This window comes from Micromonospora sp. NPDC023644, assembly GCF_040640115.1.
GTDB lineage: Bacteria > Actinomycetota > Actinomycetes > Mycobacteriales > Micromonosporaceae > Micromonospora.
The window spans coordinates 59,306-71,415 of the sequence record NZ_JBFABA010000021.1 but is presented as its reverse complement, the minus strand read 5'-3'; the positions used below and the strand labels follow the sequence as shown (position 1 = coordinate 71,415).

General features: G+C 73.9%; 11 protein-coding genes. 6 read left to right on the top strand and 5 right to left on the bottom strand.

Going from position 1 to position 12,110, the window contains the following annotated elements:
- Nucleotides 1-335: 335 nt before the first annotated feature.
- Entirely contained in the window at nucleotides 336-1,457 is a 1,122-nt protein-coding gene (locus AB0G08_RS17450) for a hypothetical protein (RefSeq protein ID WP_358088592.1), read from the top strand.
- 61 nt (nucleotides 1,458-1,518) lie between these two features.
- Here AB0G08_RS17450 and AB0G08_RS17445 read toward each other — a convergent pair whose 3' ends face one another.
- Nucleotides 1,519-3,189, bottom strand: a complete 1,671-nt coding sequence (locus AB0G08_RS17445; RefSeq protein ID WP_358088589.1) for a DUF885 domain-containing protein — start codon at nucleotides 3,187-3,189, stop codon at nucleotides 1,519-1,521.
- Nucleotides 3,190-3,241: 52 nt separating this feature from the next.
- Nucleotides 3,242-3,835, bottom strand: a complete 594-nt coding sequence (locus AB0G08_RS17440; RefSeq protein ID WP_358088633.1) for a Uma2 family endonuclease — start codon at nucleotides 3,833-3,835, stop codon at nucleotides 3,242-3,244.
- 124 nt (nucleotides 3,836-3,959) lie between these two features.
- Between AB0G08_RS17440 and AB0G08_RS17435 the strand changes: the two genes are divergently transcribed.
- Nucleotides 3,960-4,970: a DMT family transporter gene (locus AB0G08_RS17435; protein WP_358088586.1), complete on the top strand. Its 1,011-nt coding sequence runs from the start codon at nucleotides 3,960-3,962 to the stop codon at nucleotides 4,968-4,970.
- Between the two features lie 117 nt (nucleotides 4,971-5,087).
- On the opposite strand, the gene AB0G08_RS17430 is transcribed toward AB0G08_RS17435, so the two are convergent.
- The 3 genes from AB0G08_RS17430 to AB0G08_RS17420 all read right to left on the bottom strand — a co-directional run bounded on the left by AB0G08_RS17430 (nucleotide 5,088) and on the right by AB0G08_RS17420 (nucleotide 10,091).
- Nucleotides 5,088-6,164: a PHP domain-containing protein gene (locus AB0G08_RS17430; RefSeq protein ID WP_358088584.1), complete on the bottom strand. Its 1,077-nt coding sequence runs from the start codon at nucleotides 6,162-6,164 to the stop codon at nucleotides 5,088-5,090.
- Between the two features lie 65 nt (nucleotides 6,165-6,229).
- Nucleotides 6,230-9,154, bottom strand: coding sequence for a glycosyl hydrolase (locus AB0G08_RS17425; RefSeq protein ID WP_358088582.1), 2,925 nt, complete (start codon nucleotides 9,152-9,154; stop codon nucleotides 6,230-6,232).
- A gap of 172 nt (nucleotides 9,155-9,326) precedes the next feature.
- Nucleotides 9,327-10,091 (bottom strand): M23 family metallopeptidase, encoded by a 765-nt coding sequence (locus AB0G08_RS17420; RefSeq protein WP_358088580.1) that lies wholly within the window; start codon nucleotides 10,089-10,091, stop codon nucleotides 9,327-9,329.
- Nucleotides 10,092-10,149: 58 nt separating this feature from the next.
- On the opposite strand from AB0G08_RS17420, the gene AB0G08_RS17415 reads away from it, so the two are divergent.
- The 4 genes from AB0G08_RS17415 to AB0G08_RS17400 all read left to right on the top strand — a co-directional run bounded on the left by AB0G08_RS17415 (nucleotide 10,150) and on the right by AB0G08_RS17400 (nucleotide 12,106).
- Nucleotides 10,150-10,542 carry a hypothetical protein gene (locus AB0G08_RS17415; RefSeq protein WP_358088577.1) on the top strand — a complete coding sequence of 131 codons (393 nt, stop codon included), beginning with the start codon at nucleotides 10,150-10,152 and terminating at the stop codon, nucleotides 10,540-10,542.
- A gap of 118 nt (nucleotides 10,543-10,660) precedes the next feature.
- Entirely contained in the window at nucleotides 10,661-10,828 is a 168-nt protein-coding gene (locus AB0G08_RS17410; protein ID WP_357877863.1) for a hypothetical protein, read from the top strand.
- 122 nt (nucleotides 10,829-10,950) lie between these two features.
- Nucleotides 10,951-11,478, top strand: a complete 528-nt coding sequence (locus AB0G08_RS17405; RefSeq protein ID WP_358088575.1) for a tRNA adenosine deaminase-associated protein — start codon at nucleotides 10,951-10,953, stop codon at nucleotides 11,476-11,478.
- Nucleotides 11,479-11,614: 136 nt separating this feature from the next.
- Nucleotides 11,615-12,106 carry a nucleoside deaminase gene (locus AB0G08_RS17400; protein ID WP_358088631.1) on the top strand — a complete coding sequence of 164 codons (492 nt, stop codon included), beginning with the start codon at nucleotides 11,615-11,617 and terminating at the stop codon, nucleotides 12,104-12,106.
- Nucleotides 12,107-12,110 lie beyond the last annotated feature (4 nt).

Genomic DNA, 12,110 nt, shown 5'->3' with positions numbered 1-12,110 from the left:
CGGGGCGACGGCGGCGGCCTGTCGCGCAGGCGGGGGCCGGCCGGCCTCGTTGTTACTGAACCGTGACCTGTCCCGCCCCTCGTCACTCACGGTCGCCGCCGGGTGGCGAGGTGCTCGGTTTGCGGGAAAATCATCGATATGCGCCGATAGCATCGGGGGTCCTCCGCACGAAGCTCGGCTACCGAGCGTCATGGCGGTCGTCGTAGCCGGTGATGCGGCTCTTGTGGCGTACGCCTCGGCGGGGCATCATCGGGCACGTTCATTACTCGTCGGTAACCGTGACGGCCCGAATGCGGGCCCGACCCCGTCCCCTCTGGTCCCGGCAGGAGGCGTACGTGACGACCGCCGATCCGCTGTCCGACCGGCGCGGCCGGTACCGCGCGGCGTGGCACGGCTTGCACCGCCGGCGAGGGGTGCGGCCGCTGCGGGGCGGCTCGTTGACCGGTCCCCGGCCGTACGTCGTGCCGCCGGTGCTGCTCGGCCTCTTCGCCGCCGTGGCGCTCGCCGCGCCCGGCCCGACGCCGGTGCACGGTGCGGCGCTGCCGACTCCCGCCTGCCCGACCACGGCTCCCGGCCAGGGCGGAACGCGGCCGGCGCCGAGCGGAACGCCCCTGGCCCCCACCGGCACGCCGAGTGCGACGCCGGCCCCGAGCGCCCCCGGCCCGTCCCCGTCGGCCGGCGGCGGGACCGTCGTCCTCGACGACCTCCTCGGCGACGGCCGGGACGACGACGAGGAGGCGGACTCCCGCGCGACGCCGTCGGCCACCCCGACCGCCCACCCCACGGCCACCCTGGGCGTCCGACCCACGGCCAGCCCGACCCCCCGCCCCAAGGCCACCCCGGGCGTCCGACCCACGGCCACGGCCACCCCGGGCGTCCGACCCACGGCCACGGCCACCCCGACCGTCCGACCCACGGCCACGGGTCGGCCGGCGGCTCCCGGCCCGCCGTGCGCGCCGGCCAGCCCGACGCCGAGCCGGCCCGGGCCGGTGGCGACGGGCGGGCCGCTGCCGCGGATCGACCCCGATCCGGGGCAGCCGGTGGTGGCGCCGGTCCCGTCGCTGCTCACCGGTTCGCAGGTGACCATGACCGGGCTGCGGTTCGAGGGCGTCGTCGACCTGCCGACCGCCGACGGCAGCCTGCGGGCGTTGAAGTTCACCATGGAGCAGGCGGTCACCGACGACTTCCTGCTCCGCTCGCCGGGACCGGCCGGCACGACGATGCGGTTCGCCACGGACCGGCTGACGGTGCGGGGGGACGTCGCCTTCTACGCCACCCGGTTCGTCGGGCGGCTGCTCGGCGTCAAGATCACGCTGACCCCGGACCTGCCTCTTCCTGACGGCCTGCCGATCACGTCACCGGTGCCGGTCACGTTCACCGACCCGGCCATGGAGTTGGCGTTCGTCCGCAGCGGCACGCTGACCGCCCAGCCGGCGCTGAAGCTCACCCTCTCCTGACCTCACTGCGCACCACCACCCGGTGCGGGGCCGGTGTCCCCCCGGCCCCGCACCGCAGACCTCAGAGGCGGGCGAGCGCCTTGCGCAACGGGTCGAGCCCCAGCGAGCCGAGGTCGAGCGCCTGGCGGTGGAACTCCTTGAGGTCGAAGTCGGCGCCCTTGCGGGCCTTCGCCTCGTCACGGGCCTGGAGCCAGATCCGCTCGCCCACCTTGTAGGAGGGGGCCTGCCCCGGCCAGCCGAGGTAGCGGTTCAGCTCGAAGCGCAGGTTCTCGTCCGGCACCCGGCAGTGCGCCCGCATGAACTCCCAGCCCAGCTCCGGGGTCCAGCGCTCGCCCGGGTGGAAGCCGAACGGGTTGTCCTTCGGGATCTCCAGCTCCAGGTGCATGCCGATGTCGACGATCACCCGGGCGGCCCGGAACGCCTGGCCGTCCAGCATGCCGAGCTTGTCGCCCGGGTCCTCCAGGTAGCCCAGCTCGTCCATCAGCCGCTCCGCGTAGAGCGCCCAGCCCTCGCCGTGCCCGGAGACCCAGCAGAGCAGCCGCTGCCAGCGGTTGAGCAGCTCGGCCCGCACGGCGGTCTGGGCGACCTGGAGGTGGTGGCCCGGCACGCCCTCGTGGAAGACGGTGGTCACCTCGCGCCAGGTGGAGAAGTCGGTGACGCCCTGCGGCACCGCCCACCACATCCGTCCCGGGCGGGAGAAGTCCTCGCTCGGGCCGGTGTAGTAGATCGCGCCGTCGCTGGTCGGGGCGAGGCAGCACTCGATGTGGCGTACCTGCTCCGGGATGTCGAAGTGGGTGCCGTGCAGGTCGCCGATGGCCTTGTCGGCGAGCGCCTGCATCCAGTCCCGGAACGCCTCCTTGCCCCGGATCGTCCGGGCCGGGTCGGCGTCCAGCGCCTCGACCGCCTCGTCGATGGTGGCGCCGGGGCCGACGATCCGGCCGGCCACCGTCCGCATGTCGGCCTCCAGCCGGGCCAGCTCCTCGAACCCCCAGGCGTACGTCTCGTCGAGGTCGATCTTCGCCCCGAGGAAGTACTGCGAGGCCAGCTCGTAGCGCTCGCGACCCGCCGCCTGCTTCTCCCGGCCGAGCGGGGCCAGCTCGGTGCGGAGGAACTGGCCGAACTCGGCCGTCGCCGCGGTCGCCGCCGCCGCGCCCCGCCGCAGCTCGGCGCCGAGGGTGCCGTCGGCGCCCAGCCGCTCGACCAGCCCGTGGAAGAAGTTGTCGCCGTCCGGGTCGACCCAGATGTCGCACTGCTTGGCGACCTCGACCAGCTGGACCCGCGCGCTGACGTGGCCGGCGGCGGCCGCCTCGCGCAGCGTCGTCTTGTAGCCCTCCAGCGTGCCCGCGAAGCGGTTGAGCCGGGCGGCCACGTTGGCCTTGGCGTCGTCGCCCTCGGTCGGCATCAGGTCGAAGACCATGCGGACCTCGTGCAGGCCGCTGGAGATCACGTTGACCTCGCTGCTCGCCTCGCCGGCGTCGTAGCGGGCGAGGTCGAGGCCGAGTCGCTCCTGCATGGCCTCCTTGGCCGTCCGCTCCGCCTCCGACTCCGGCTCGGTCACGTCCAGGTCGGCCAGCGTCCGCCGGGTCAGCTCCGCCCGGGCGGTGTAACCGTCGGGCGACAGGTCGTCGAGCTTGTCGTCGTGGCCGGCGATGCCGACGTAGGTGGCGCCGATCGGGCTCAGTGGCGCCCACTCGGCGACGTACCGGTTCGCGAGGTCATCGATTCGTCCCACGCTGCGACCCTACGTGAGGGCACCGACGGGTTGTCGAACGCGTGCTGCGTGTTCAGGGCAGCAGGTCGGCGGGGTCGAAGTCGATCGGGAACGGCAGGTCGGCCGAAAGCCGCCGACCGCCGACCGCCCTGGCGACGGTGTCGTAACCGCCGAGCTTGCCGAGGGTGAAGAGCTCCGCCTGGGCATGCCCCAGCCGGCGGGAGAGTTCGACCCGCAGGAAGTACGGCACCCGTCCCTCCGCGCACCGCATCGGCTTGTCGACGAAGTCCTGCCGGCGGCTGCCGGGCGAGACGAACTCCACCGCCATCGTGCAGAGGTGGGCCGGGATCCACCGGTCCTCCTCGTCGGTCTTCGGCAACGCGTGCAGGACGGTGATGTCGGGCTGGATCCAGCGCCGCGGCGAGAAGGTCAGGTTCACCTGCCCGAACACGTAGAACCCGTGGGTCTCCGCGGCGGGTGACAAGATGCGGGCGAGCTTTATCTCGCCGTAGCTGTTCGTGCCGACCTCGGCGGGCGTCATGACCAACCTCCCGTCGATGCACTCGTAGCGCGCATCGGCTAGCCCCGGCAACGGGAGGTATCGGTCGGCGAACTGGGTCGTCCACATGCCGTCGAGGTCGACGAGCGGGTCGAAACGCATCGGCATCGCCACGGCGTGCACCTCCTCGGGGTGGTCAACGCGGCACCAGCGTAGGCGGTTTCTGTGGTGGTCGACACGGCGTGGAAGAAGTCGCGGGACTTCGTCGTACGGCTGCGGCAGAGTGTCAGGGGTGACAGTGGATTCCACTCCTGACCGGGCGGCGCTGCGGAGCTGGCTGCCCGGGTTCCTGGCGCTGGCCGCGATCTGGGGCTCCAGCTTCCTGTTCATCAAGATCGGCATCGGGGAACTGCATCCGCTGCACCTCACCCTCTACCGGGTCGGCGCCGGCGCGCTGACCCTGCTGCTGGTGCTCGCCGTGCTCCGCGACCGGCTGCCCGCCGAGCCCCGGGTCTGGGCGCACCTGACCGTGGTCGCCGCGTTCGGCGTCGCCGTGCCGTTCACCCTCTTCGGCTACGGCGAGCAGCGCGTCGAGTCGATGCTGGCGGGCATCTGGAACGCCACCACCCCGCTCATCGTGCTGCCGCTGGCCGTGCTGGTCTTCCGCACCGAGCGGCTGACCGCACGCCGGGCGGTCGGGATGGCGCTGGGCTTCGCCGGGGTGCTGGTGGTGCTCGGCGTCTGGCAGGGGGTGGGCGGGGCGCACTTCACCGGGCAGCTGATGTGCCTGGGCGCGGCCGCCTGCTACGGCGTCGCCATCCCGTACCAGAAGAAGTTCGTCGCGGGCAGCGCGCACTCCGGGCTCTCGCTCTCGGCGGCACAGCTGCTGATCGCGACCGCCCAGCTCGCGATCGTCGCGCCGCTGGTGGCGGGGGCGCCGCCGGCGCCGACCGGCCTCTCGGCCGAGGTGCTCGCCAGCGTGCTCGCGCTCGGCGCGCTCGGCACCGGCCTCGCCTTCGTCATCAACCTGCGCAACATCCGGGTCGCCGGGGCGAGCACCGCCTCCACCGTCACCTACCTGATCCCGGTGTTCGCCGTGCTCATCGGCGCCCTGGCCCTCGACGAGCAGCTCGCCTGGCACCAGCCGGTGGGCGCGCTCGTCGTGCTGCTCGGCGTCGCCGTCTCGCAGGGCCTGATCGGCCGCCGCCGGCCCGGGCCCGCCGGCGTCACCGAGCCGTCCACGGCCCCTGCCACCGTGCCTGCCGCTTCCCCGGTCTCGCCTACGTCGCCGCGAGCCGTCTGAGTCGTCCGCGTCGTCCGCGCCGTGCCCGCCGTCCTCAGGATCTTGGTACGAAGTCGCCCCGCCGAGGGCCCTCTCGTACCAAGATCCGCACGGGACTCCCGGTGCGGTGGTGGGTGCTCAGCGGGTGGCGTGGTCGCGTGCCCAGTCGACCAGCCGGTCGGCGTCCCAGGTGTTGACCACCCGGTCGGCGGGCACCCCGCACAGCGCGGCGCGCTCGCAGCCGAACCGCTGCCAGTCGAGCTGCCCGGGGGCGTGCGCGTCGGTGTTGACGGCGAAGTGGCAGCCCGCCTCCAGCGCCCGGCGGATCAGCCGCTTCGGCGGGTCCTGCCGCTCCGGGCGCGAGTTGATCTCGACGGCCACCCCCCGCTCGGCGCAGGCGGCGAAGACGGCGTCGGCGTCGAAGTCGCTCTCCGCCCGGGTACGCGGCCGGTGCGCCCGGTCGCCCGGCCCCTTCACCCCGGCCGGCCGGGACGACACCATCCGCCCGGTGCAGTGGCCGAGGATGTCCAGGTGCGGGTTCGCGATCGCGGCCAGCATCCGCCGGGTCATCTTCGCCCGCTCGTCGTTGAGGCCGCTGTGCACCGAGCCGACCACCACGTCGAGCCGGGCCAGCAGCTCCTCGTCCTGGTCGAGCGACCCGTCGGCGAGGATGTCCACCTCGATGCCGGTCAGGATCCGGAAGCCCTCCGGCAGCGCCTCGTTGACCTTCGCCACGTGGTCGAGCTGCCGGCGCAGCCGGTCGGCGGTCAGGCCCCGGGCCACCTTCAGCCGGGGCGAGTGGTCGGTCAGCACCACGTACTCGTGACCCAGCTCGACCGCCGCGAGCGCCATCTCCTCGATGGGGGAGCCGCCGTCGGACCAGTCGGAGTGGGTGTGGCAGTCGCCGCGCAGCGCGGTGCGCAGCGCGGTGGCCGCCGCGTCCAGGTCGGTGCCCTCCGTGGCGAGCAGCCGGCGCAGGTAGACCGGCTCCTCGCCCGCGAGTGACTCGGCCACGCAGCGGGCGGTGACGTCGCCGACCCCCGACAGCTCGGTGAGCTTGCCGGTGCGGGTCCGCTCGGTCAGTTCCCTCCCCGGCAGCGCGGCGAGGGCCGTGGCCGCCGACCGGAACGCCCGGACCCGGTAGGTCGCCTCGTTCGCCCGTTCCAGGAGGAACGCGATCCGGCGCAGGTCGGCGATGGGGTCCCGGGCGCTCATGCCATGGAAAATACGCCTCCGCGCCGCCGGTCGTCAGACGACCGACGGCGCGGAGGGTCACGGGATCACGCGTGCGGCAGCTTCACCAGCGACCGGTCGCCGATGCCGAGGGTGGTCGGGTTGTTTCCGATCGCCGACCAGACCTCCACCTTCACGGTGCCGTTCGACAGGTTGCCGAGGGCGCCGGTGGCCGAGTGCAGGCCGCTCTGCTGGGTGTAGCGCTCGTATCCGGGAACCGGGTCGGTGGCGAAGTAGCGGTACGTCTCCACCCGCTCCCAGCTGCCGTTGCCGGTCAGGTCGTAGGAGACCCGCACCTGCACCCCGTTGCCGACCGCGTTGCCGGCGTCGAGGAACAGGTCGAACGTGGTCTGCCCACCGGCGTACGCCAGATCCAGGCCCGTCGCGGTGAACACCTGCGGGTTGGTCGGCGTGCCGTCGCGGTTCGCGCCGCCCGCGCTGGCCACCGTGGCGGTCGCCGGGCCGCCGGCCGCGGCCAGCCCGCCGCCCGGCAGCAGGTACCGGGTGGGGAAGTCCGACGACGGCGGCGGGGTGGTGGGCGGCGGGGTCGTCGGCGGCGCCGTGGTGGGCGGGGTGGTCGTCGGCGGGGTGGTCGTGGGCGGCGTCGTGCCCGTGACCCCACCGGTCGCGGTGCCGCCGCTCCAGGTGTACGCCCCGCTGGTGGCCGTCTTCCCGGCGGGCACGTCGAGCCGGGTGCCGTCGGAGAACGTGACCGTCAGCGGCGCGGCGGTGATGTTGCTCGCCACGTAGGTGCGCGCGCCGTTGCGCTGGAACACCGCCGAGAGCGGGTGGTTGGCCGTGACCGCGGTGTGCACCGTCCCCAGGGCGGCGAGGTTGCGGATCCAGTGGAAGGTGTGCGCCCGGCTCTCGCCCTCCTCCGGCGTGTACCCGGGGTTCGCGCGGAGCTTCGCCAGCGCCGCGTCCGGGTCGCCGAGCGCCAGGAACTGCCAGTGGATGTCCTGCCACACCGTCGGTTCCCCGCCGTTGTTGCGTACCAGCTCCTGGTAGTTCGCCCGGTTGGACGCCGGGTGCTGGCCGAGGTAGAGGTGCCCGCCGGTGATCGGGAGCATGTTGATGCCCTGGATCATCTCCGGCTCGGCGCTGAACCAGGTGGCGTACGCGCCGCCGTCACCCCAGACCATGCCGACCGTGGAGTGCCCGAACGCCGCCGGGTAGTTCTCGTTCGTCACGTCGAACCAGTACTCGTGGATCGCCGCGGCCTGCGTGGTGTGGATGAAGATGCCGGCGTCGCGGACGGCGGTGTTGCCGGTGGCCTGCCCCCACTGGATGAGGGCGTTGGCGAAGTTCATCCCCTCGGACGAGGACTCCTGGTTGTTGCCGGCGTGGAACGAGCCGTGTCCGGCGGCCCAGTCGTGCCCGGCGTAGATGTCGAAGTCGCGCAGGTACGGGAAGCGGTTGTCCGCGCGGTCGTAGTTGTTCGCGTCCCGGATCAGCAGGTCGATCATGCCGCCGTACTGGTCCTGCCGGGCCCAGGCCGGGTCGAACTTGGCCAGCGTGGCGGCGGCGGCGATGTAGTAGCCGTAGTGGAAGTGGTGGTCGTTCAGCTCCTGGTCGGAGCCGTAGGAGGCCGGGTAGCCGATGAGGGTTCCCCAGTTGCGGTCGTAGTGGAAGACGCCCTCGGTCTCCCCGGGCGTGGCGGTGAGCCAGTCGGTGAGCGTGCTCCGGATGGCGTTGAGCGCGGAGGTCCGGGTCTCGGCGTCGCCGACCTGGTCGGCGATCTCGGCGATCCGGGCGGCCCGGCCCAGGCCCTTGCCCGTCCAGTAGGTGTCGCCGCCGCGCTGGTCCATCGGGTTGCCCCGGACCGCCGCCAGCTGGCTGCGCAGCGTGGTCAGGTCGGCTCCGGTGCCGGTCGCGACGGCGGGGACCTCCGGCAGCACGCCGTGGAACTTCATCGAGGTGCGGAACGTGTCGACGCCGGCGAGCACCTTCATCCGGCCGCGCGCCGACGGGTAGGTGAGTGCGAGCGGGGTGGAGCCGGTCAGCGACCGCCACTGGTGCGGGTAGAGGCTGACGACCGTCCGGTTCGCGGTGCCCTCCCGGGCCGTCGTGGTGACGGCGTACGTGGTGTTGACGGTGCTGGTCGCCTGGTCGTAGGCGTACGAGACCCGGGTGCCGGTGACGTGCGCGTGGGCGTACCGGCCGTAGGTGGTGGCCAGCTCGGCGCGGGACGCGGCGTCGGTGCCCGGCGTGGTGGGCAGCAGGGCGACCGAGAAGTAGCCCCGGCCGGCCAGGTTGGAGCTGATCCGGCCACCGTTGACGGACCAGCTGGCGCCGGTGGGCGCGTACGCGACGTAGTCGTGGCCGCGGACGGTGAAGCCGATCGTGGCGCCGCTGTTCGACCAGACCGTGGCGCTGCCGCCGGTGGCGTTGATCAGGGCGTCGCCGCCGCTGGTGCGGAAGTACGCGAACGGCAGACCGTGGCCGATGGTGGCGCGCATGGTCCGGGCGCCGTCGTTCCAGTACGGGGTGACCGTCCAGTCGGTCCAGCCGTCGACCTTGACGACCGGGGCGCCGAGCGCGGCGACGCCGACCCGGATGTCCTCGGAGTACGTGTACTTGAACTCGCCGACGCCGGTCGCGGTGCCGCTGACGGTCGGGGTGGAGGTGGCCGAGAGGCCGAGGCCGTCGCCGAACGGCTGGTAGGAGACCGGGTGCGCGTGCAGCGGCTCGCTGTAGGAGCAGTTGGTCCGCTTCCACAGCAGCGAAGACCACCAGTCGTTGGTGGGGATCGGCCCGGCGGGCGCGTCGGCGGTGGCGAACTGCCGGGGGTTGGTGGTCATGTCTCCGCAACCGGTGGGCAGGGGGCCCACGCGGTCGGTGGTGTAGCTGCCGGCGCCGACGGTGGCGGCCTGGGCGGGGGTGGTGGTCACGACGGCAAGGCCGCCGAGGGCGAGGGCCAGGGCGGAGGTGGCCGCCACGGCCCAGGTGCGGCGTGTCGCAGGAGGTGTCACAGTGCCTCCGGTCGGGGAGCGCCGGTCGGGGACGGGCGCGGTCTGCGGGCGAATTGTGCGGAAAGTTGCCTCAGAGAGCGCTCTCTTGCAGCGGGACGCTAGCCCAGGGCCGAGACTTCCGTCAATGTTTCCGAGCTATGAAGCGCTGATGACGACAAACGGGAGCGTGTCGTCAGGCGGTCGGCGGCGCCTTCGGGCAGCCGTGCCGGCGGTGCCAGGCGGCCACCTCGGCGGCCGGTTCCCTGTTGCCCTTGCGCCGCCACGAGTTCAGGTACGGCGCCGGCCAGACCACGCCCCGCCGGATCCACCAGCCGTCCCGCCCGGTGCACGGCGGGGAAATGCCGAAGTGCAGGTGGCAGACGTTGTTCGCGTTCCCGGTCCGGCCCACCTCGCCGAGCCGCTGCCCGGCGCGCACCCGCACCCCGGCATCGATCCCGTCGGCGATGCGGCGCAGGTGCGAGCCGTAGTAGCGCACCCCGTCGTCGCCGAGCAGCGACACCGACAGCCCGCCGTTGTGCGGCCCCCGCGGCCCGCGCTCGTCGAACCGGTCGACCCGGCTGACCTCCAGCAGGACGCCGTCGGTCACCGCCACGACCGGCTCGCCGCAGTCGGCGAAGATGTCCGTCCCCGGGTAGGCCGAGTGGGTCGGGTGGTAGGCGACCTTCGTCGCGCGTACCGGAAAGACGTGCGGCAGCCCGGCGCGGGTCGGCGCGGCCGACGGGCCGGTCGGGGCCGCGGTGCCGGTCGGGGTGGTGGCGCCGGTCGGGGTGGCGACCGGCGGCGCGGGCTGCCCGGCCGTCGCCGGCAGGCTCGGCCGGGGGGCGCCGGGCGTCGTCCCTGGCCGGGTCGTCGCGCAGCCGGCGGCCAGGACCGGCACGAGCAACAGCAGGACCGGGTACGCCGGGCGCGCGCGGCGTCCGATCGTCGGCGAGGGCATCCGGTCATCCTGACAGAGTCGGTACGGTGGGACGAGGTCCACGCAGAGGGGAGGGTCGGTGACGACCGGACGGTACGCCTTCCCGCCCGAGCCGGACGCCGCGTTCCGGCCGGCGCCACGGGTCCCCTCGGGGCTCTTCCCCTCCGGGCCGCCGTCGCGGCCCACCTACCGCGAACCGCACCCGGTCACCGGTGCGGGCGTCGCGTCCGGCGCCGCCGTGGCGACCGTGTGGCTGCTCCTGTTCGGCCTGCTCGGCCGCAGCGTGTCCGGGTACGCCTGGTGGACGCTGCTGGCCGGCGGGCTGGCCTGGCTGGTCGCGCTGCTGCTGGTCCGCGGGGGCGACCGGGGCGTGGCCACGGGGGTCGCGATCGTCACCGCCGGCGGGTGGAGCATCGCCGCCGCCGTCGTGGCGGTGCGGTGGGCGTCGAGCGGGGACTGGCCGCTCTGGTGAACGCCGTCCGGCCCGGCCGGCCCTCGTTCCGGCGGGCCGCGGCTGCGCTGCGTCGCGGGCCGGCTGCGCAGCGAATCCCGCCTTGACGTGGCCGCCCGAACTCGGCACCCTCGGCGTTATGGCCTGGACCACTCCGCGGCTCGATCCCGAGCGCAGCCGCCGTCGCCAGCAGCTCCTCGCCGAGTTGGCGGGCGCCCGGGCGGTACGCCAGCGCGTACGGCCGCAACGGGTGCGCACCGAGCGGCTGCGGGAGCTGATCGCCACCCGCCGCCGGGTCGCCGGCTGACGGCCGGCAGACTTTCCCCAGGATTGACCGGCCCTTCGGGGCGTTGACCGGTCGCCTGCCGACCCGACCGGCTAACGTGCACGCGTAACGGGTCGGCCTGCCGAGGCTCTTTTGGGGGAACCGTGTCGTACTTCGCTGCGGCCGTCGTGCGTGACGACAGCGGTTGGACGGCCGCAGAGGTGAACCTGCGGGGTGTCACCGACATCGAGGACGTCGCCGACCGGCTGCGTGACGTCGACCAGGACGCCGACCTGTCGCTGCTCTTCGTCGAGGCGGACGACACGTACCTGGTGATCATGCGCCTGGACGAGGGGGAGGACCTGCGGGTCTTCGGCTCGGACTCGGCCTACGCGGAGGAGTCCCGGCTGGGCGCCCTGCTGGTCGGGGACCTGAAGACCTCGGTGACCGGGCTCGACGACACCGAGGAGCCGCGCCCGTCCGGCCGCGGCGACGAGGACACCGAGCAGCCCGCCGTCGATCCCGAGGCCGACCCGGTCGGCGAGGCCGACCTCCTGGCCGACCTGGGCATCTCCGCGCAGAAGCTGCTCAACCTCTGCGCGCGGGAGGGCATGATGCCGGCCGACGTCACCGCCGAGGTGTGCCAGGTGCTCGGCTGCGCCGACGAGGTCGAGGAACTGCGTGAGGTCTGAGTCGGCCGGGCCGGGCCGGGCCGGGGCGGGCGGTGCCGAGCCCGCCGACGCGACCGACCCGGCGCTGGGCACCGTACGCCCCGGGCAGCCCACGCCGGGCTCGGCGGGCCGGGTCGGGCCCGGCGCCCACGAGGGGCTGGCCGATCCGGACGGCGCCGGCCGGCGGCAGCGACACGAGCGGTGGATGCGCCGGGCCCTGGAGGTCGCCGTGACCGGCCCCGACAGCCCCGCGGGCCCCGACGACTCCGACGACATCCCGGTCGGCGCCGTGCTCTACGGGCCGGACGGCGCCGAGCTGGCGATCGGGCGCAACGAGCGCGAGCTGACCGGCGACCCGACCGCGCACGCCGAGGTGCTGGCGTTGCGCCGCGCCGCCGGACGGCTGGGCCGTTGGCGGCTCGACGACTGCACCCTGGTCGTCACCCTGGAACCCTGCACGATGTGCGCGGGCGCGCTGGTGCTGGCCCGGGTGTCCACCGTGGTCTTCGGCGCCTGGGAGCCCAAGACCGGGGCCGCCGGCTCGCTGTGGGACGTGCTGCGCGACCGTCGGCTCAACCACCGGCCGGAGGTCTACGGCGGCGTCCTGGAGTCGGAGAGCGCCGCCCTCCTGCGCGCCTTCTTCCGCTGACCGG

Excerpts from the sequence above, each read along its gene's own strand:
- AB0G08_RS17420 (WP_358088580.1), bottom strand. The coding sequence starts at position 10,091 with ATGCCCTCGCCGACGATCGGACGCCGCGCGCGCCCGGCGTACCCGGTC.
- AB0G08_RS17410 (WP_357877863.1), top strand. The coding sequence starts at position 10,661 with ATGGCCTGGACCACTCCGCGGCTCGATCCCGAGCGCAGCCGCCGTCGC.
- AB0G08_RS17430 (WP_358088584.1), bottom strand. The coding sequence starts at position 6,164 with ATGAGCGCCCGGGACCCCATCGCCGACCTGCGCCGGATCGCGTTCCTC.
- AB0G08_RS17440 (WP_358088633.1), bottom strand. The coding sequence starts at position 3,835 with ATGCCGATGCGTTTCGACCCGCTCGTCGACCTCGACGGCATGTGGACG.